The organism is Pseudoalteromonas 'SMAR', assembly GCF_048515945.1.
Taxonomy (GTDB): Bacteria; Pseudomonadota; Gammaproteobacteria; order Enterobacterales; family Alteromonadaceae; genus Pseudoalteromonas.
Genome location: NZ_JBLWMW010000019.1, coordinates 53,574 through 72,488 on the forward strand (window position 1 = coordinate 53,574; position 18,915 = coordinate 72,488).

18 protein-coding genes are annotated in these 18,915 nt (G+C 48.2%); 3 read left to right on the forward strand and 15 right to left on the reverse strand.

What is annotated here, in order from left to right; genetic code table 11:
- The gene (locus tag ACNKW2_RS09860; protein WP_419148404.1) at positions 1 to 1,185 is read left to right on the forward strand and encodes a vWA domain-containing protein; all 1,185 of its coding nucleotides are present in this window, start codon (positions 1 to 3) and stop codon (positions 1,183 to 1,185) included.
- 47 nt (positions 1,186 to 1,232) lie between these two features.
- On the opposite strand, the gene ACNKW2_RS09865 is transcribed toward ACNKW2_RS09860, so the two are convergent.
- Complete coding sequence (locus ACNKW2_RS09865; RefSeq protein ID WP_419148405.1) at positions 1,233 to 1,886, reverse strand: LuxR C-terminal-related transcriptional regulator; 654 nt, start codon at positions 1,884 to 1,886, stop codon at positions 1,233 to 1,235.
- A gap of 86 nt (positions 1,887 to 1,972) precedes the next feature.
- A complete protein-coding gene (gene acs, locus ACNKW2_RS09870) occupies positions 1,973 to 3,913 on the reverse strand; it encodes an acetate--CoA ligase (protein WP_419148406.1) in 1,941 nt (646 codons plus the stop codon).
- A gap of 342 nt (positions 3,914 to 4,255) precedes the next feature.
- Here acs and ACNKW2_RS09875 point away from each other — a divergent pair, with 342 nt between their 5' ends.
- On the forward strand, positions 4,256 to 5,416 hold the full coding sequence (locus tag ACNKW2_RS09875; RefSeq protein ID WP_419148407.1) for a DcaP family trimeric outer membrane transporter: 1,161 nt from the start codon (positions 4,256 to 4,258) through the stop codon (positions 5,414 to 5,416).
- A 436-nt stretch (positions 5,417 to 5,852) separates the two neighbouring features.
- Here the strand turns inward: ACNKW2_RS09875 and hflC are convergent, their stop codons facing one another.
- From hflC to ACNKW2_RS09920, 9 genes are all read right to left on the reverse strand, one after another.
- Positions 5,853 to 6,731 (reverse strand): protease modulator HflC, encoded by an 879-nt coding sequence (gene hflC, locus ACNKW2_RS09880; RefSeq protein WP_419148408.1) that lies wholly within the window; start codon positions 6,729 to 6,731, stop codon positions 5,853 to 5,855.
- A 5-nt stretch (positions 6,732 to 6,736) separates the two neighbouring features.
- Positions 6,737 to 7,915, reverse strand: a complete 1,179-nt coding sequence (gene hflK, locus ACNKW2_RS09885; RefSeq protein ID WP_419148409.1) for an FtsH protease activity modulator HflK — start codon at positions 7,913 to 7,915, stop codon at positions 6,737 to 6,739.
- Positions 7,916 to 8,014: 99 nt separating this feature from the next.
- A complete protein-coding gene (gene hflX, locus ACNKW2_RS09890) occupies positions 8,015 to 9,298 on the reverse strand; it encodes a ribosome rescue GTPase HflX (protein WP_419148410.1) in 1,284 nt (427 codons plus the stop codon).
- Positions 9,299 to 9,323: 25 nt separating this feature from the next.
- On the reverse strand, positions 9,324 to 9,587 hold the full coding sequence (gene hfq / locus ACNKW2_RS09895; protein WP_336567422.1) for an RNA chaperone Hfq: 264 nt from the start codon (positions 9,585 to 9,587) through the stop codon (positions 9,324 to 9,326).
- A gap of 75 nt (positions 9,588 to 9,662) precedes the next feature.
- Positions 9,663 to 10,553: a tRNA (adenosine(37)-N6)-dimethylallyltransferase MiaA gene (miaA, locus tag ACNKW2_RS09900; protein WP_419148421.1), complete on the reverse strand. Its 891-nt coding sequence runs from the start codon at positions 10,551 to 10,553 to the stop codon at positions 9,663 to 9,665.
- Positions 10,554 to 10,658: 105 nt separating this feature from the next.
- On the reverse strand, positions 10,659 to 12,512 hold the full coding sequence (gene mutL, locus ACNKW2_RS09905; RefSeq protein WP_419148411.1) for a DNA mismatch repair endonuclease MutL: 1,854 nt from the start codon (positions 12,510 to 12,512) through the stop codon (positions 10,659 to 10,661).
- Positions 12,513 to 12,515: 3 nt separating this feature from the next.
- A complete protein-coding gene (locus ACNKW2_RS09910; RefSeq protein WP_336567424.1) occupies positions 12,516 to 13,856 on the reverse strand; it encodes an N-acetylmuramoyl-L-alanine amidase in 1,341 nt (446 codons plus the stop codon).
- Positions 13,849 to 14,322, reverse strand: a complete 474-nt coding sequence (tsaE, locus tag ACNKW2_RS09915) for a tRNA (adenosine(37)-N6)-threonylcarbamoyltransferase complex ATPase subunit type 1 TsaE (RefSeq protein ID WP_419148412.1) — start codon at positions 14,320 to 14,322, stop codon at positions 13,849 to 13,851. Before tsaE ends, ACNKW2_RS09910 begins: the two co-directional genes overlap by 8 nt.
- Positions 14,319 to 15,803, reverse strand: a complete 1,485-nt coding sequence (locus ACNKW2_RS09920) for an NAD(P)H-hydrate dehydratase (RefSeq protein ID WP_419148413.1) — start codon at positions 15,801 to 15,803, stop codon at positions 14,319 to 14,321. Before ACNKW2_RS09920 ends, tsaE begins: the two co-directional genes overlap by 4 nt.
- 11 nt (positions 15,804 to 15,814) lie before the next feature.
- On the opposite strand from ACNKW2_RS09920, the gene queG reads away from it, so the two are divergent.
- Positions 15,815 to 16,948, forward strand: a complete 1,134-nt coding sequence (gene queG, locus ACNKW2_RS09925; RefSeq protein ID WP_419148414.1) for a tRNA epoxyqueuosine(34) reductase QueG — start codon at positions 15,815 to 15,817, stop codon at positions 16,946 to 16,948.
- Between the two features lie 117 nt (positions 16,949 to 17,065).
- Here the strand turns inward: queG and ACNKW2_RS09930 are convergent, their stop codons facing one another.
- The 4 genes from ACNKW2_RS09930 to ACNKW2_RS09945 all read right to left on the reverse strand — a co-directional run.
- Positions 17,066 to 17,833, reverse strand: a complete 768-nt coding sequence (locus ACNKW2_RS09930) for a CsgG/HfaB family protein (RefSeq protein WP_419148415.1) — start codon at positions 17,831 to 17,833, stop codon at positions 17,066 to 17,068.
- On the reverse strand, positions 17,833 to 18,249 hold the full coding sequence (locus tag ACNKW2_RS09935; protein WP_419148416.1) for a curli assembly protein CsgF: 417 nt from the start codon (positions 18,247 to 18,249) through the stop codon (positions 17,833 to 17,835). Before ACNKW2_RS09935 ends, ACNKW2_RS09930 begins: the two co-directional genes overlap by 1 nt.
- Before the next feature lie 2 nt (positions 18,250 to 18,251).
- The gene (locus ACNKW2_RS09940) at positions 18,252 to 18,653 is read right to left on the reverse strand and encodes a CsgE family curli-type amyloid fiber assembly protein (RefSeq protein ID WP_419148417.1); all 402 of its coding nucleotides are present in this window, start codon (positions 18,651 to 18,653) and stop codon (positions 18,252 to 18,254) included.
- A 60-nt stretch (positions 18,654 to 18,713) separates the two neighbouring features.
- On the reverse strand, positions 18,714 to 18,915 hold a 202-nt coding region (locus ACNKW2_RS09945; protein WP_419148418.1), incomplete at its 5' end, for a hypothetical protein.

Here is an 18,915-nt window from a genome sequence, read left to right on the forward strand (position 1 = left end):
ATGCTGATAGACTTTGTACTCACCCTCAGACGCTATGGCATCAAAGCGAGCTTGCGGGAGCTGCTAGACTGTTTAGAGGCGCTCGATAAAGAAGTGTGTTTTGCTAACTTAGATGACTTCTACTTTTTAGCCAAAACCATTTTTGTTAAAGACGAAACCTTATTTGATAAGTTTGACCGCGCCTTTGCCGACTACTTCGAGGGCATCGACTCGGTGGACTTATTCTCTCAGTTGCAACAACAGCAACTGCCAGCAGATTGGTTACGCAAAGAGTTTGAAAAGTCGCTATCCGAGGAAGAAAAAGCCAAGCTCAAGTCTATGGGCGGCTTAGATAAATTAATCGAAACCCTAAAAGAACGTTTGGCTGAGCAGCAAAAACGCCATGCGGGGGGCAATAAGTGGGTTGGTACTGGCGGCACTTCGCCTTTTGGTGCCTACGGCTATAACCCTGAGGGGATCCGCATAGGCCAAGATGGCAGTCGACATCGCCGCGCGGTAAAGGTGTGGGATAAACGCCAGTACCGCAACTTAGACGCCAATACTGATATCAGTAGTCGCAATATTAAGCTGGCACTCAAACAGCTACGTAAGTTTGCCCGCAGTGGCGCCAGCGATCAGCTCGACCTCAACGAAACCATTCGTGCCACCGCCCGCCAAGGGGGCATGCTCGATGTCAAAATGGCACCAGAGCGTCACAACTCGGTGAAAGTGTTAATGCTGTTCGATATTGGCGGCTCCATGGACGACCATATTGAGCTGTGTGAGCAACTGTTTAGTGCCGCCCACAGCGAGTTTAAACACTTAGAGTTCTTTTATTTTCATAACTGTGTGTATGAACACGTGTGGCAAGACAACAACCGCCGCGACAGTGAGCTACTTGATACCTACCAGCTGATTAATCGCTATGGTTCGGATTACCGCTTAATCTTTGTTGGCGATGCCACTATGGGGCCATACGAAATCACCTACCCCGGCGGCAGTGTTGAGCATTGGAATGAAGAAGCCGGTGCCGCTTGGCTGCAACGGTTAACCAATCACTTTGAAAAAGTCGCTTGGTTAAATCCGCAGCCACAAAGCCATTGGCCTTATTATCATTCTATAGGTTTAATCGATGAGCTAATGGCCAAGCGCATGTATCCGCTGACGGTGGAAGGGCTCAGTCAGGCGTTTAAGGCACTAAGCTAGTTTCACGCTTTCTTACTTTGGGTAAGAAAGCGCACCGCTTAGCTTAGTTACTCTTGTGCTTCGATGGGTTCTAGTTGTAGTTTTGAAGCAATAAGTACCGCTTGAGTACGGTTATAGACCCCAAGCTTTCTGAAAATGGCGGTAATATGTGCTTTTACCGTGGCTTCCGAAATATTGAGCTCATAGGCTATCTGTTTATTGAGCAAGCCTTCATGAAGATACTGCAATACCTTGTATTGCTGTGGCGTCAATGAAGCCACCTGCTGGGCCAGCTCTTTGTCATCGCTCTCAAGTTCGGCCACTTTATCTTTCATGCCTTCCGGTAACCAGGTATCCCCTTCTAGCACTTGCTCAATGGCTTCGGTGATTTGCTCTACTGAGGCGGCTTTGGGAATAAAGCCCATGGCACCATAGCCCATCACTTTGGAAATAATGGCGAGGTCTTCGCTACCCGATACCACCACAACAGGGAGACTAGGATGATCCTCACGGATCCGAATAAGCCCATACAAATCGCCATTACCTGGCATATGTAAATCGAGCAGCAGTAAGTCTAAATCTTCTTGTTGTTGTAAGACCGAGAGCGTAGTGTCAAAGTTTTCAGATTCGAACACCTCTAACGCCTCGAATTGCGCTTTTAGTGCTCCTTTTAGCGCTTCTCGAAACAGCGGGTGATCATCCGCGATTAAAAACTGATACATGCTATGCTCCTAAAAAATCGGCTGTTATCACAGAGATAACAGCCGTTATAGTATGTTTATATTAGAGCACAATTCAAGTTATTGAGTTAACGATTCAATCTATTTTCGATCAACTCGTCAACCACACTCGGATCGGCTAGTGTTGAAGTGTCGCCCAACTGTTGATATTCATTGGCGGCAATTTTGCGTAAAATGCGGCGCATGATCTTGCCAGAGCGAGTTTTTGGCAGCCCAGGCGACCACTGGATCATATCGGGCGTGGCAATCGGGCTAAGCTCTTTACGCACCCAGTTTCTGACTTCTTTGGTAAGCTCATCGCTGACACTAACGCCTTCGTTTGGCGTGATATAAACATAAATACCTTGGCCTTTAATATCGTGCGGGAAGCCCACCACAGCGGCTTCTGCCACGGCTTCATGAGCCACCAAGGCACTTTCGATTTCAGCGGTACCGAGACGGTGCCCAGAAACATTGAGTACATCATCCACTCGGCCGGTGATCCAGTAGTAACCGTCTTCGTCACGACGACAACCGTCACCAGTAAAGTAAACGCCTGGATAAGCAGAGAAATAGGTTTGTTCAAAGCGTTCATGGTCACCATAAACCGTACGCGCTTGTGATGGCCAGCTGTCTAAGATAACCAAGTTACCATCGACCGCGCCCTCAAGGTTGTTGCCCTCAGCATCAAATAATGCCGGTGCAATGCCAAAGAAAGGACGAGTTGCTGAGCCAGGCTTCAAGGCGGTTGCCCCCGGTAATGGCGTGATCATGATGCCACCGGTTTCGGTTTGCCACCAAGTATCCACGATGGGGCAGTTACTGTTACCAATTTGCTCATGATACCAAGACCAGGCTTCTGGGTTGATAGGCTCGCCCACAGAGCCCAAAATACGTAAGCTATCACGCTTAGAGGTGGCAGTTGGCTCATCGCCTTTGGCCATCAGGGCACGAATGGCGGTCGGAGCCGTGTATAAGATAGTCACGTTATGCTTATCCACGATTTCACCAATGCGGCCGGCGCCTGGATAGGTTGGCACCCCTTCAAAAATCACCTGAGTACAGCCGTTAACCAGTGGACCATAAGCAATGTAGCTGTGACCGGTGATCCAGCCTACATCAGCGCTACACCAATAGACGTCGTCCTCTTGTAGATCAAACACGTATTCATGCGTCATGGAAGTATAAACCAAGTAGCCGCCAGTGCTGTGTACCACCCCTTTAGGCTGACCCGTTGACCCTGATGTATAAAGAATAAACAGCGGATCTTCAGCGTTCATCATTTCTGGCTCGCACTCTGGCGCTTGATCGGCCACTAAGTCGTGCCACCAAACATCGTGACTATTCCATTCCACTTCACCACCGGTAAGCTGGTGTACCACCACGTGCTCAATACTAGTCACGCCAGGCTGTGACACGGCTTCATCCACGTTGGCTTTTAGTGGCACACAATTACCACCGCGGCGCCCTTCATCTGAGGTGATCACCACTTTGGCACCAGAGTCTTTGATGCGGTCAGCAATGGCCGAGGGCGAGAAACCGCCAAACACCACTGAATGCACCGCACCAATACGGGCACACGCTTGCATGGCATAAATCGCCTGTGGGGTCATCGGCATATAAATAGCCACTCTGTCGCCCTTCTCGACTCCTAACTTTTTCAAGCCATTGGCGAATTTCGCTACTTCGTCGTGCAACTGTTGATAGCTAATGTGCTCGCTCTGCTCTGGGTTGTCGCCTTCCCAAATCAGTGCGGTTTTGTTAGCGTTTTTTTCTAAGTGTCTGTCAATACAGTTATAAGAGGCATTTAAGACACCGTCTTCAAACCACTTGATGCTGATATGACCTTTATCAAACGAGGTGTTTTTAACTTTGCTGTAAGGCTTAAACCAATCTAAACGTTGACCGTGCTCTTGCCAAAACGCGGCGGGGTCATCAACTGACTTTTTATATAGTTCTTGATATTGCTCGTCATTGATAAGTGCTGCGTTCTTGATGTTATCAGGAACGGGATAAATGCTCTGTGACATAGTCATCTCCATAATATTTTGAAGCCTAGTCTCAACCGTTATTACTAGACACGCTTAACTTAAGGATCACTCACACTCGCGCGATTAAGTATTAGACCTTAGTTGTAGTGGTTAAAGTCTGATGCGTTTTTCAGACACCAGCTAGCTGGTTCTAAATTAATACATGCCCCCTGTCACTGCAACTTCTCGACTCGCACGCGGCATCTTCCACCTTAGTCTAATAGACCAATAGGTAATTGAGTAAAAACCAACCATCAACAACAGTTAGGGGGATTTAACTGAATTGCGCTGCTGCATGGGTAAGATTTTAGCTCTCGCCGCACAGCCACAGAGGAACTAGATATGACAACGAACAAAATTAATAAAAAGCTGCTCGCAGTTGCTATAAGTAGTTTGTGTGCTCTACCTGCCGCGGCAGCAGAGATAGGTGATACCAGCGTTAACTACGGCGGGTATGTAAAACTCGATGGCATTTGGAGCGACTTTTCTGATGGCGCTTTAGGTGCACAACACATTGGCCGCGACTTTTATGTGCCTGGGACCACCCCAGTGGGCACCAATAGCGACAGCGATGCTGTATTTGACATGCATGCTCGCCAATCTCGCTTTAACCTAGCCACCGCAACCAAGCTAGACGATGGCAGCAGCATCAAAACTAAAATTGAACTGGACTTTATTGCTTCAACCGGCGGTAATGAGCGAGTGACTAACTCCTATTCGCCACGTATTCGCCAGGCGTTTGTGACCTATAAGGGTTGGCTGTTTGGTCAAGCTTGGTCAAACTTTCAAAACGTCAGTGCCCTGCCTGAAACACTCGACTTTGTTGGCCCGGCTGAAGGCACTGTGTTCGTCCGTCAAGCAATGGCTAAGTACACCACTGGCAATTGGTCTTTTTCAGTCGAAAACCCTGAGAGCACCGTGACCACCGCAAACAGTGGCCGTGTAGTAACCGATGATGCCAGCATGCCGGATTTCACCGCCCGCTACACCATGAAAGCGGATTGGGGTCATATTGCCGTGGCCGCTTTAGCACGGCAAGTTACCTATAAAGTTGGCGGCGCCGATGAGTCAGAAAGCTCACTGGGCATAAGCGCCTCGGGTCGAGTTAATTTCGGTAAAAATAACCTCAAGTTTATGCTGACGCAAGGTCAAGGTTTAGGCCGTTATGTTGGTCTTAATGTCGCTAATGGCGCCGTGTATGATGGCAACTCACTGCATGCCATTGATTCCACCTCAGGTTTTGTTGCTTATCAACACCACTGGACTGAGCAGCTACGCTCGACCTTCTTATATTCTTTCTTTAGTGCCGACAACGAGGCCGATTTATTAAGTATCACTGGCGACCCAACAGAGTCGAGCATGAGCTACAGTGCTAACCTTCTTTATTCACCAGTGAAGAAGCTTACCTTTGGCGCGGAATACAAAGTGGGTACTCGAGAAACCGAAAGTGGCCTAGAGGGAGATTTAAACCGACTACAGCTCTCGGTGAAATACGTATTTTAAGCTTATTGAATAACAGACGTTTACTTCCTAACTGCGGCCCTTGGGCCGCTTTTTTTATGCTCGATTAAGAGAAATACTAATGCTGGCTTGGCGTTAAATGGGCTGGCACCTTAACGCACTTTGCCAATCACTGAGCTCTCTTTTCATCATGATATTCACTATTGGGTTTTAGCAATTCACATTAATACTTCCGCAGTTTGAGCGAGTAAGCTTTCCGCGAAGCTAGCTATGTTAAAGGTTTCTTATTTAGACCAAAGCGATTGAGAGGTTTTTATCTTGCCTGGATGGGTGCCGGTAAGCTTAGTGATAGCAGAACGTGGGAGCGGTGTTATCGACATAGTTCTCTTGCCTCTAACGAGCCACTTAATAAAGCAAATTGCCATAAAAAAACCCTGCCGCTGGCAGGGTTTTGCAAACTAACTAAGATTAAAACACGTTATTTGGCGCTGGCGTTCTTCATGTAATCAAAGAACTTGCTATCCGGTGATAGCACCATAACGTCATTTTTGTTTTTAAAGGTCTTTTTATACGCTTCTAAAGAACGTACAAAGCTAAAGAACTCAGGATCTTTATTGTATGCTTTGGCGTAGATATTCGCCGCAGTGGCATCACCTTGACCACGCACTGCACGGGCATTACGCTCAGCATCGGCCAACATAACCGTGACACGTCTATCTACTTCCGCGCGGATTTTCTCGGCTTTCTCTTGACCCTCAGAACGGTGCTCTTTCGCTACCGCCTGACGCTCAGCACGCATACGTTGGAAAATTGAGTTACTGACTTCGTTTGGCAGGTTAATCTGCTTAACACGAACATCAAGTACTTCAATACCCAGCTCTGTGGCACTCTCAGAAGCTTGCACTAGCGCTTCTTCCATCAGCTCACTACGCTCACCTGAAACAATTTCTTTAATGGTACGCGAACCAAAGTTAGTTCTTAGGCCGTTATTCACTTTTTGCTTTAACAGCGTCTCAGCGTATTGCTTGTCACCACGGGCACGAAGATAAAAAGCACTGAAGTCGTTTACTCGCCACTTCACGTAGGAGTCCACTATCAAGTCTTTTTTCTCACTGGTAACGAAACGGTCAGGCTGGCCATCAAGCGTTTGAATACGGGCATCGATTTTACGTACCTGACTGAAAAATGGCACTTTAAAATGCAATCCCGGCGCGTAAACAACGGCATCGTCGTTGCTGTCTTTTTGCACCTTACTAAAGAGCAATACAATCGCGCGCTGCCCTTCGTTAACCACAAATACTGATGAGAACGACATAAGCACGGCAGCTAATAATAGAATAATACTAAAATTCTTCATTTCGATTATCTCCCGTTACCAAATCTATCGCGGTTAAAGCGGTCGTTACCAGAGTTTACCGAGCTGTTTTGTTGCTGGTTATTCTGGATAGAACGGCGCAGCTGTTCAATGTCATTTTGACTTGGCAAACGCACTGGAGAAGAATTACTTACCCCTTGTGACTGCATGATTTTATCCAGTGGCAGATACATCATGTTATTGCCACCATCAACGTCAATGAGCACTTTGGTACTCTCACCTAAAATTTGCTCCATGGCATCAATGTATAGACGCTCACGAGTGACTTCCTTAGCCATTTGATACTCTGGAAGTAGCTTTTCAAAACGTTCTACCTCACCGCGCGCTTCAAGAATAATACGTTCTTTATAACCTTCTGCTTCTTGAGTCATACGAGTCACCTGACCACGGGCACGTGGTTCGATTTCTCTGGCGTATGCTTCCGCTTCACGAATGAAACGCTCTTCATCCTCTTGCGCAGCAATGGCGTCATCAAAGGCGTCTTTTACTTCCGCCGGTGGACGAGAGTCTTTAAAGTTGACGTCAGTAACGATCAGACCAAGATTGTAAGGCTCAATAATGTCATTAAGCTCATCCCAAGTACGCTGACGAACCACTTCACGACCTGTGGTGAGCACTTCGTCCATCCGCGAGTGACCTACTACGTAACGCAAAGCACTATCAAGTGCTTGCTGCAAGCTGTGATCTGCATCGGTAACACTGAAGCGATAAAGTCTTGGGTCAATAACACGATATTGCACTTCAAACTCTACGCTGACCACGTTCTCATCTTCTGTAAGCATAAAGCCCGACGCCGATAGCGAACGCACTGCCTCAATATCCACCGGGATCACCCGCTCAATAAAGGTGGCTTTCCAACGCAAGCCTGGCTCAGCAATACGGTCAAACTCACCAAACTGCAACACAATGCCACGCTCGGCTTCTTTCACCGTGTAAATACCACTTAGCGCCCAGACAATGGCTGCAATGATAAGCACAAACAAAATACCGGTACTGCCAAGTCCGCCATTACCGCCTTTGCCTGGTTTACCACCAAAAATACCACCAAACTTGTTGCCAAATTTACGGAATACTTCGTCTAGATCAGGTGGGCCCTGGTCCCGCCCTCCGCGGTTCTTCCACGGATCTTTATCGTTGCCATTATTACCCGGCTCGTTCCAGGCCATAGCTATACTCCATTGTTATTAAAATGAATTAGGTTAAATCTAACAAAATTCGAGCGACTCTCATACAAAAATACGTGTTAAATTTACGTTTTTTCGCCCTTAAACACAAAACTCTTCAAGGTTTTGGCCAAATTCTTTCTTCAGCTTTTCCCACTCAATTTGTGGCACTCTTACTGCAGCAAGCCAATTACCTTGTTCGTCATAGCCCTTTTCCTCTACGGCATTGAGCTCAAACAATGCTGCACGCAAGCGGCCAAACTGCGGTGGCAAAGCGATATCGGCGGTAAAAATAGACTTTGCTAGTAAGTCTTTCATTGCCTCGAATAGCGCGTCTATCCCCTCTCCTGAGTGGGCACTTAACCAAACTCGGATCGGTTTGCCTTCATCGTCTCTATCTATTCTAGGCGCGACATCGTCCATTAGATCAATTTTGTTGTACACCAACAATTGTGGAATCTCACTGGCCTCGATTTCTTCTAACACCGACTGCACTTGCTCGATGTTTTCTTTGCGTCTGGCATCGGCTACGTCCACCACATGAAGCTGTAAATCTGCTTCTCGGGTTTCGGTTAAGGTGGCCTTAAACGCCGCCACTAAATCGTGCGGCAAGTGACGAATAAAGCCCACGGTATCCGCTAAAATAACTGGGCCAACGTCATCCACCTCAAGCTTTCTCAAAGTAGGATCGAGCGTGGCAAACAGCTGATCGGCAGCATACACTTCGGCATCGGTGATTTTATTAAACAATGTTGATTTACCCGCGTTGGTGTAACCGACTAAGGAAACCGTGGGTATTTCATTGCGGCTTCTTGCCCGACGCCCTTGCTCACGCACCACGCCGACTTTCTCTAAACGCTTGCGAATACTTTTAATACGTTCACGGAGCAAGCGGCGGTCAGTTTCCAGCTGCGTTTCACCTGGGCCGCGCAGGCCAATACCGCCTTTTTGCCGCTCAAGGTGCGTCCAGCCGCGGATCAAACGGGTAGAAATATGACGCAATTGTGCCAGCTCAACTTGTAACTTACCCTCGTGGGTTCGCGCGCGCTGGGCAAAAATATCTAAGATCAGAGTTGTCCTATCTAACACTCTGCACTTACAAACGCGTTCAATATTGCGCTCTTGTGAGGGACTGAGTTGGTGGTTAAATATGATGACATCTGCATTGTGGGTTTTGACAGTCTCAGCAATTTCTTCAGCTTTACCCGTTCCGACAAACAACTTCGGATGTGGTGCCTGACGGCTGCCTTGCACAACCGCCACACTACTAACACCAGCAGAAGAAACTAGCATTTCCAACTCGCGCAGATCTTCGCGATCGCCTTCGTGAGGAAATTCTATATGAACCAAGACTGCCTGTTCGCCGGCTTCATAACGGTCAAACAAGCATTAAGCTCCTAATGTTCTCTGATTAATAATTGCCTTCATCACCTTGATCACCAGCGTCACTCCCCGTTGCATTTTGGAAGTTAACTGCACGTGCTGGTACCACAGTGGAGATGGCGTGTTTATACACCATTTGATTTACGGTGTTTTCAAGCAAAATTACAAACTGGTCAAATGACTGAATTTTGCCTTGCAATTTAATGCCGTTCACTAAAAAAATAGAAACAGGAATGCGTTCACGACGCAAGACATTCAAAAATGGGTCTTGTAAAGATTGGCCTTTTGCCATTTTTTTATCCTTCGTTTTAGGTGTTATTATGTCAGGTCGTTGTTTAATTCAGAACATACTGATTAACAACTACTATTAGCTTAGCGAAGTTAGAACACGTTGCAAGTTTTCTTGGTCATCGGTGTCAAGCCAAGTAACATCTTGCCACCCTCTTAGCCAAGTTAACTGCCGCTTCGCCAGTTGCCTCGTGGCTGCAATGCCTTTAAAGACCATTTCATCATAGTCGCATTCTCCAGCCAAATACTCCCACATTTGCCGATACCCAACACAACGAATAGAGGGCAAGTCTGGGTGTAAATCTTGTCGTTGATATAAGGCCAAAACTTCGTTTTTAAAGCCTTGATCCAACATTATTTTAAATCTTTTCTCAATACGTTCATGTAAGACTTTTCGGTCACTCGGCGCAATGGCAAATTGGTGGAATTGATAGGGCAATGCCGCCTGCTTGCGTTGTTGTAGCGCCGTCATGGTTTCGCCACTAATACGATACACTTCTAATGCGCGATTGATCCGCTGTGAGTCATTCTCGCTAATTTTCGCCGCCGCTTCCGGGTCGATGCTCGCTAACTGGCGATGCAGTGCTGGCCAACCGTGCTGCAAGGCCTCGCTTTCTAATTGTTTTCTGATTGCAGCATCAGCTTCTGGCAGTGGCGATAGCCCTTCTATTAACCCTTTAAAATACATCATAGTGCCGCCCACTAGGATGGGCACTTTACCTTGCTGATGAAAGCGGTCGATTAATGTAATGGCATCGGCACGAAAGTCGGCCACGGAATAGCTTTGCGCCGGGTCAATTATATCAATTAGGTGATGAGGCGCTTGTGCTTGCTCTGCAATGCTAGGTTTTGCGGTGCCAATATCCATGCCCTTATACACTAAGGCCGAGTCTACGCTGATGATCTCGGTCTTCAGGGCCTGACATAGCTCAATGGCTAAGGCGGTCTTTCCTGCCGCGGTGGGCCCCATAATGGTAATAACGGGTAACTGATTCACTTCTAACCTTTTTGCTGACGACACCAAAGGGACATTATAGCTGATAGTCACCTGTAATTAATAGCCAAATCAGCGGATTTACTGCCCTACTAACCAGGCAACAAGCTCATCAGTCGCCACTGTTTTGCCATTCTCAATAATCGCAGCAACGCTTTGTGGCTGCTGCAACAGTTTATGGTGTACTTGCTCAAAGTGTTGACTAGCAAAATAGCTCGCCGGGGTATGCTGCTCCAGCCACTGTAACCATTCAGCAACCGAAGGCTCAGCGCTAAAGTCGAGTACCGCACTGATAAGCTCACTCACATCGACGCTGTATAACGACACCGGCAACTTTTTAACTAACACATGGCCATCAAATAGCTCGATATCAAAGCCAACAATTGCCAGCCAAGTTTGTGCCTGATTAAGTTCAGTTAACGCCTGCTTATCGAGTTTAACTCGCACTGGCAGCAGTAAGGCTTTCCCTTGTAAGGTGCCATCTTGTTCAATTTGTTGTTGCCAAAGTGGCCGCAAACCGTGTTTGCAATCACCGAGTAACAGTGCTTGTTGATGTTTTACCAACACCTTGCCTTGGCTCAACATCATCCACTTTGCTGCACTGGCCGGCGCTACTGGTGGTTGCTCTGGCAACGACACCGGTTGCTGCTCTGTCACCTTATCAAAGTGTGACATTTGCTGATGTGACAGACCTTGATAAAGCTGATTCACGTTTACTTGTTTTTTGCCACTGCTGGGGCTGGCAGCGGCGCGGTGATAACCACCGTCAGAAATTGGCGAGCCAGCACTGCTTTTCGGCGCGCCACTGCCGCTGGACTTCTCATAACTGGGCTGTAAACTGGAGCGATAACTGTGATGGTCGTGCTGAGGCAATGGCTCAGCAGCCAGCTCGTGGCCAGAGAAGCTCTGATTAGACAGAGCGCGTTGGTCATCGTCGCCGCTTAAGTCGAGTTCGTTGGCGGCCACCTGCTTGATGGCTTGGACAATAAAATCATGCACCAAACGTGCCTGATGAAAACGCACTTCATGTTTGGCAGGATGGACATTGACGTCGACTTGGCGCGGGTCTAGCTCCAGATAAATCACAAACCCTGGCAATTCCTCGTGCCCGGTCGACTCCTCAAACGCTTGACGAATGGCGTGCAAAATCAACTTGTCGCGCATCATGCGGCCATTCACGTAAGTGTATTGGGTGCTATTGCTGGTACCAGCGGGCAACACCCAGCCAAACAACTTTAAGCCATCATGGCCCGATTCAACATAGCTGGCTTGGCGTGAGAACACCTTACCACCCACCTGTGCCACGCGTTCTACGCCCTGCTCAAAGCGTCGTGGTCGATATTGTCGCACCACTTTTTGATTGTGGGTAAGGGTAATGGCAATATCAAAGCGGCTCAAAGCAATGCGTTTTACCAGCTCGTCGATATGACTAAACTCGGTTTTTTCGGTGCGCAAGAATTTCCGTCTTGCTGGGGTATTGAAAAACAAGTCTTTGACTTCGATGGTGGTGCCATCTGGGTGGGCCGTAGGCTGGATCTGCACTTCCATATCGCGGCCTTCGGCAAACGCCTGCCAGGCGGTTTCTTGCTGCGCCGGTTTTGAACTTAGTGTCAGTCTCGACACCGAGCTAATAGACGCCAACGCTTCCCCGCGAAACCCAAGCGAAGCAATGCACTCAAGATCATCGAGGCTTTTTAATTTACTGGTGGCATGACGAGACAGAGCCAGCATTAACTCTTCTTTGACAATGCCTTTGCCGTTATCGCGAATGCGGATCAGCTTATGACCGCCACGTTCAATGTCGATGTGAATGCGATTGGCGCCAGCATCAATGCTGTTTTCCACCAGCTCTTTGACCACCGAAGCTGGCCGTTCTACCACCTCGCCGGCGGCTATTTGGTTTGCCAGCCGCGCTGGTAACACTGCTATAGTCATAAATTACGCTTTCGGGATGGTTAACACTTGGCCGATATACAGGGTATTATTTTTTAAGTTGTTTGCTCGTTTTAACTCACGCACGGTAATGCCATAGCGACTGGCAAGCACGCTCAAAGACTCGCCACTTTTGACCTTATGACGCACCGGCTTATTTGATTTTAATCGCGCAAATAACGAGTTATCTGGCGGGTGCTTTTCATAATAGCCTTTAATCGAGCCAAAAATAGCACGGGCTAAACGTTCTTGATAATGTGGCGAAGTCAGTAATTTTTCTTCTTGTGGGTTTGAAATAAAACCGGTTTCCACCAATATTGACGGAATGTCAGGGGACTTCAGCACCCCAAAATTAGCTGCTTGCGGCCGCTTTTTATGCATTTTAGCGACTTTTCTTAGGCCCTTCACCACCTCTTCCGCCACTTCAAAGCCGGTTTTCATGGAATGCTCCATCGACATGTCCAACAGCGCCTTGGCTAAGTATTTTTCATTGGCCGTATCTTTAATTAAATCGGCGGCCCCGCCTAACAGCTGTGAATGCTTTTCTTTATCCTCTAACCATTTACCAATTTCGGAGTTGGCGCGGCGCAGTGATAACACCCACACCGATGCCCCGCGAGGTTGTGGACTGGTAAAGGCGTCAGCATGAATAGAAACAAAAAAGTCTGCTTTACGCTCCCGAGCTTTGGCGGTTCGGGTATTCAATTTAAGATAATAATCGCCGGTGCGGATAAGTTTCGCGCGCATACCCGGCTGGCTGTCGACTAAGCGCGCTAAGCGCTTGGCAATTTGTAAGGTAACCAGCTTCTCATACACCCCAGACGGCCCAATTGAGCCGGGGTCTTCACCACCGTGTCCGGCATCAATAGCGACAATAATATCGCGGTCTTGCACTCGCGGTTTTCGGGTTTTATTGCTGTCGCTGCTGTAAGCGCTCATTTTGCTGCCATACAAGTCGACCACCAAACGGTTTTTGTAGGGGCCAGTGGGCGCTAAGGCAAATATTTTTGGTTTGGCGCTGCGGCTCAGTTCGATAACAATCCGCGCCGAATTACTCGCCTTGGGGGTACTGTGACGAATTTTATTAATGACCTTGTGTTCCGGCGGGATACTTGGAAAAGCTTTGCGCTGTTGCGTGTTGTTGATATCAATCACCAAGCGCAGTGGATTTTTCAAGACAAAATAGCTGTAGTCTGGCTTGCCGCTCATGTCGAACACCACACGGGTGCTTTCCGGCGAAGGCCAAACACGCACACCTTCTATTTTATTTTGGGCAATACTAGGGCTACTAAGCAGTAACAGCCCAATGGTTAGTAAGCAATAAAAGTATCTCAGCAGGTTACGCATAAGCTTGTAATTGTTGTAATAATGCCTCGCCACGCTTGGAACGCGCCTGTAAATGGATTTCACGTGCTTCACCAACATAGTTCATGGTGACGTCTAAATCGGGCTCAGGAATAAAGCCCTGGCCTTTTTCTGGCCATTCCACAATGCACACAGCGCGGCTATCAAAGTAGTCTCGGATCCCCATAAATTCTAGCTCTTCAGGTGAACCAAGGCGATATAAATCAAAATGATATATTGAGACATCAGCCAGTTCATAAGGTTCAACTAGGGTATAAGTGGGACTTTTTACCTTACCTGAATGACCCAATTTTTGGATCACCCCTCGTGTTAACGTGGTTTTACCTGCGCCTAAGTCGCCATGCAGAAATAACACAGCGCCCTCGCGGATCACCTGTGCCAGCGCTCCACCCATTGCCACTGTTGCTGTCTCATCAGCCAAGTCGAATCGTAAATGACTCTCTGTCATTCTAAAATACCTCGAATGTGTTCGAATAAATCACCGGCTAATAGTCCCTTTTCGCCATCACGCGCGGCCAGCTCAGCGGCTAAACCATGAATATACACGGCTAGGTTAGTAGCGGCAAATGGTTCCATCCCCTGCGCCATTAAACTGCCAATAATACCAGATAACACATCGCCCATCCCAGCACTGGCCATTGCTGCACAGCCTGAGCGGTTAATATTCACTCTACTTTGCTGACAAATTAGCGAGCCTGGCCCTTTGAGCACACTCACCGCATTGTATTGAGCACTGATGGCGGCTGCCAATTGGAAGCGGTTCTGCTCGTCGATGGCGTCTTCGGTATTGGCAATTAAGCGTTTTGCTTCGCCAAGGTGCGGCGTTAATACCCAATTGGTTTTGCGGGCCGTGTGCTCAGCCAATAGGTTTAAGCCATCGGCATCAATCACCATGGGTAAGTCGCTTTCCAGTACTTGAGTAAATAACGCTTGGCTCCATGAATCTTGGCCCAATCCAGGTCCTAGCACCACCACAGTGGCCTTGGCTAACAAAGGCTCTAGGGATGCGGTATTACTAACGCCATGGACCATTAACTCATAGCGCCCTTGGATCACCGTGGCTACGTTATCTGGATGCGTGGCCACCGATACCAAGCCCGCACCAGAGCGCAGCGCCGCCTCTGCAGCGAGGCGGATCGCACCAGGCATACCACGATTACCGCCAATCAGCAGCACATGACCATGGCTATTTTTGTAGCTATCCAGAGCGCGGACGGGCCGTGCCGCCATTAAGGTGGTATGATTTAAAAAGCTCACTTCGGGCTCAACCAGCGCCTTAAAGCTCTCGCTGACTTCTAAACCTGCATGATACAGCCTGCCAACACAGCGCTTAGCACTGCCCGTTAATAAGCCTTTTTTTAGCGCAATAAAAGTCACCGTGGCGCTGGCAACAAAGCTCGATGCTGCCACAGTCGCGCTAGTGGCATTGACGCCGCTAGGAACATCCAGCGCTAACCTTTCGCATGCCAAAGGATTTACTTTTGCAAAACAAGCGGCGACATTGGCGGGCAGTTCGCCTCTGAAGCCGGTGCCAAACACAGCATCAACAATTAAGTTAAAATCACCTAACGCCAAGGCGTTGTCATTAGTGACCACCTCTCCTTTAAAAGCCTGATACGCCTTTTGCGCATCCCCTTGTAATTGCTCGGGGTCAAACAGCGCCCACACCGTGACGTTAAATCCCGCTTGCTGACATAAGCGCGCCACCACAAAGCCATCACCGGCATTATTGCCTTTTCCTGTGAGGATCAAAATACGACTTTGCGGTGCTTGATGGTCTTGGATAAAGCGAAAAGCGGCCTGGCCCGCTCGCTGCATCAATTCACTCAGGGTGGTTCCCGACATTTGCGCCGCTTGCCCTTCATTTTTCTGAACCTGTTGGGCGCTATAGGCGAATTGTGGTAAATTATCGGTGTATTCAACAGCCATGATTTCTTCCTGTGACCAGCAATAGTATTAATTATAGTGAACTTGCAAAACAAATTAAGCAATGGGGCCAAGAACTTGGCTTTGCCGAAGTGGGGATCACCGACATTGACTTAAGTGAACATGAAGTGCAGCTGCAGCGCTGGCTCGATGCTGGCTTTCACGGTGAAATGGAGTATATGGCTGCCCATGGTATGAAGCGAGCTCGTCCGGCAGAGCTGGTGCCCGGCACGCAACGGGTCATTGCGGTGAAGATGAATTACTTGCCCCCTGAAGCCAGTTTTGCTCGCGCCCTTAGTAATAAAAGCACAGCCTATATTTCTCGTTATGCCTTAGGCCGCGATTACCACAAAGTCATGCGCAATCGACTTAAGAAGCTGGGGCAAAAGATTGAACAGCACGTGGCTGGACTTGGGTTTCGGCCCTTTGTTGACTCCGCGCCGGTGTTGGAGCGGCAAATTGCCGAAAAAGCGGGGCTGGGCTGGCGAGGTAAAAATAGCCTAGTACTGCACAAACAAGCCGGCTCGTGGTTTTTCTTAGGAGAGCTGTTTGTTGATATTCCCCTTCCCGTGGATAACCCCACCAGCGAAGAGGGCTGTGGTCGCTGCACCGCTTGCATGACGCTGTGCCCTACTGGCGCTATTGTGGAACCCTATGTTGTCGATGCTCGGCGCTGCATTTCTTACCTTACCATTGAATTACAAGGAGCCATCCCCGAAGAATTTCGCAGCGCCATTGGCAACCGCATTTATGGTTGTGATGATTGCCAGCTGGTGTGTCCTTGGAACCGCTTTGGTAAAATTACCGATGAGGCGGATTTTCACCCCCGCAGCCAACTAAAAGACCAAGAGCTACTCACTTTGTTCGCCTGGGATGAAGCCACCTTCTTAAAAAACACCGAAGGCAGCCCAATTCGCCGCATTGGCCATGAGCGCTGGCTACGAAACCTTGCCGTGGGACTCGGCAATGCCCCTTACAGTGATGGAGTGATAGCCGCATTAGAAGAAAAGCGCCCGCAAGTTTCACCTTTGGTGCAAGAGCATATTGATTGGGCACTGCAGCAACAGCAACAAAAGCTGCAGGTAGCAAAGCGCAAAGAAGCCAGACTGATCCGAATTATTGAAAAAGGCCTCCCTCGTGATGCCTAAACCCCAAGCCATAATCATGCTCACTCTCGCGATATAAACTCATAAAAACAATCGCGATTTAAAAACACCTCTAGAAAAGTCGCCACTCCAAGTTGGATACAGAGTCAATAGGGTAGGCTACCCCGCAGCGGCCCAGATGCCTTTATCAATTCCCTGCTTCACCATTAAGGTTAGGGCTTTCTCAATGGCTTGAGTGACACAAATGTGCATGGGTTCGTTGTCACTATACCCGCCTTCAGCTTCAGCTAGGCGTTTATAGCTGACATAACGAAATAACCCCGCACGCACTTCCATTGAAAGCACTTTTTTGCTGCTGGCCACCGAAAGCAGCACTTGGCCGGTGCGGACATCCACGGCCCGCATATAGATAGAAATGACGTCTTCGCGATACAACTCAGAGGCACCAATACCAAAGTATTCCATCCCTAAACCACCGGTACGGACATTGGAATCGTAACTAATAATGCCGCCTTCCAAAATGATTTTTGCTGTCATCAGCGGTGGTAAAGGAGCAGCCTGCTTATCCTCGACCGCAGCACGGATGATTTTTCGCTCGGTAAGAAGGTTTTGTAGTCCTTCGCGCTCAACTGGTAGAAACCAATCGGTTTCATGCAACGCTTGCATCAATATGGAGTTGGCGCCTTGGGTTACAGCCGTTGAAAAGGAGCTGACATTTTCTTGTGGCTTATATTGCCCAGTTTGGTCACGAAAAGAATACACCGACACCGGGATCCGACCCTTCGGTATTGGCAGTGATTTTAGCTCGGCAAAGGCTGGGGTCGCTGCCAGCGCTACGGCTGTGGTTTGTTCGGGAGGTAAGACACGAGAAATATTACTACAACCGCCAAGCACAAGAGACAATGCCGGCAACACTACACGCCACATCAAGAGAACCTCGGCACTTCAAGAATGGTCTCTTCACCGGAAATAATATTGGTGATCTTTACCGTGATCGAGTCAGATGTGCTAGTGATCACCTGAATTTGATAGTCGCCACTCATAAACATGGCGTCTTGGTTAAACACGCTATTTTCCACGTCATCGCCAAAGGCAACATCGGTGATCTCCCTCACCATACGGTTTAAATACGTTCGCTCTAACGATTCTTGGAATTTTTCGCCATAGGTTTTCTCTATGATTGGCGCACGGTGCTTGTTTTGCGCTTGTGCCTTGCTTAACAACATATTGGCATTGAGTGGATTGCCACCAAATGAGGGGTTAATGGGTTTATATACAATTTCTGTTGCCGCCGCAGAAAAGCAGCTTAACGCAACGAGGCTGCTGATTATTTTTGTTGTCATGGTTACCACCCGCTACTAGCTAAATCTTTGGAGCCTTGTTGATAGTGTTGTCTTGCCATGGCATCCATAATGGCAAATATGGCCGTTTCCACTCGCTCATCGACCGAACCACCGCGTCTGCCCATGGCTGTGGCATAAACGGTTTTGTCGTTCATTACCACTTCTAATCGCGTTCCAGCTCGTGGCAACACCGTTTCTTTGATGGTGACGTTGACGCCTGCGGTGTCTGGTACATCACGCCACAGCTGTGAAAATTGAAAGTAAAATTGATGGCCAAAGCGACTGATGGACTGATCCATCACTAAGCCATCAATTTCGACTTCGTGTCTTGCTTGCAGCGCACCACTGCCAAGGCTTAAAACGGTTAAGAGTGCAAATAGTGTTATTTTATTGTTCTTGAGCACAGCTCTTTCCATATTATTTAAAAAATAATCGCGATTTAAAATCGCGCCTACACCAGGTCGTCATTCCGGACTTGATCCGGAATACATATAAAACCATTGCACCGACATCGATACCTTTTTATCGCGATATAAAATCGCGCCTACACCAGGTCGTCGTTCCGGACTTGCTCCGTAATCCATATAAAACCATTGCACCGACATCGATATCTTTTTATCGCGATATAAAATCGCGCCTACACCAGGTCGTCGTTCCGGACTTGCT

Excerpts from the sequence above, each read along its gene's own strand:
- tsaE (WP_419148412.1), bottom strand. The coding sequence starts at position 14,322 with ATGACAGAGAGTCATTTACGATTCGACTTGGCTGATGAGACAGCAACA.
- ACNKW2_RS09865 (WP_419148405.1), bottom strand. The coding sequence starts at position 1,886 with ATGTATCAGTTTTTAATCGCGGATGATCACCCGCTGTTTCGAGAAGCG.
- ACNKW2_RS09930 (WP_419148415.1), bottom strand. The coding sequence starts at position 17,833 with ATGTGGCGTGTAGTGTTGCCGGCATTGTCTCTTGTGCTTGGCGGTTGT.
- acs (WP_419148406.1), bottom strand. The coding sequence starts at position 3,913 with ATGTCACAGAGCATTTATCCCGTTCCTGATAACATCAAGAACGCAGCA.
- hflC (WP_419148408.1), bottom strand. The coding sequence starts at position 6,731 with ATGAAGAATTTTAGTATTATTCTATTATTAGCTGCCGTGCTTATGTCG.
- mutL (WP_419148411.1), bottom strand. The coding sequence starts at position 12,512 with ATGACTATAGCAGTGTTACCAGCGCGGCTGGCAAACCAAATAGCCGCC.
- hflK (WP_419148409.1), bottom strand. The coding sequence starts at position 7,915 with ATGGCCTGGAACGAGCCGGGTAATAATGGCAACGATAAAGATCCGTGG.
- hfq (WP_336567422.1), bottom strand. The coding sequence starts at position 9,587 with ATGGCAAAAGGCCAATCTTTACAAGACCCATTTTTGAATGTCTTGCGT.
- ACNKW2_RS09910 (WP_336567424.1), bottom strand. The coding sequence starts at position 13,856 with ATGCGTAACCTGCTGAGATACTTTTATTGCTTACTAACCATTGGGCTG.
- ACNKW2_RS09860 (WP_419148404.1), top strand. The coding sequence starts at position 1 with ATGCTGATAGACTTTGTACTCACCCTCAGACGCTATGGCATCAAAGCG.
- ACNKW2_RS09935 (WP_419148416.1), bottom strand. The coding sequence starts at position 18,249 with ATGACAACAAAAATAATCAGCAGCCTCGTTGCGTTAAGCTGCTTTTCT.
- ACNKW2_RS09920 (WP_419148413.1), bottom strand. The coding sequence starts at position 15,803 with ATGGCTGTTGAATACACCGATAATTTACCACAATTCGCCTATAGCGCC.
- miaA (WP_419148421.1), bottom strand. The coding sequence starts at position 10,553 with ATGGGGCCCACCGCGGCAGGAAAGACCGCCTTAGCCATTGAGCTATGT.
- ACNKW2_RS09875 (WP_419148407.1), top strand. The coding sequence starts at position 4,256 with ATGACAACGAACAAAATTAATAAAAAGCTGCTCGCAGTTGCTATAAGT.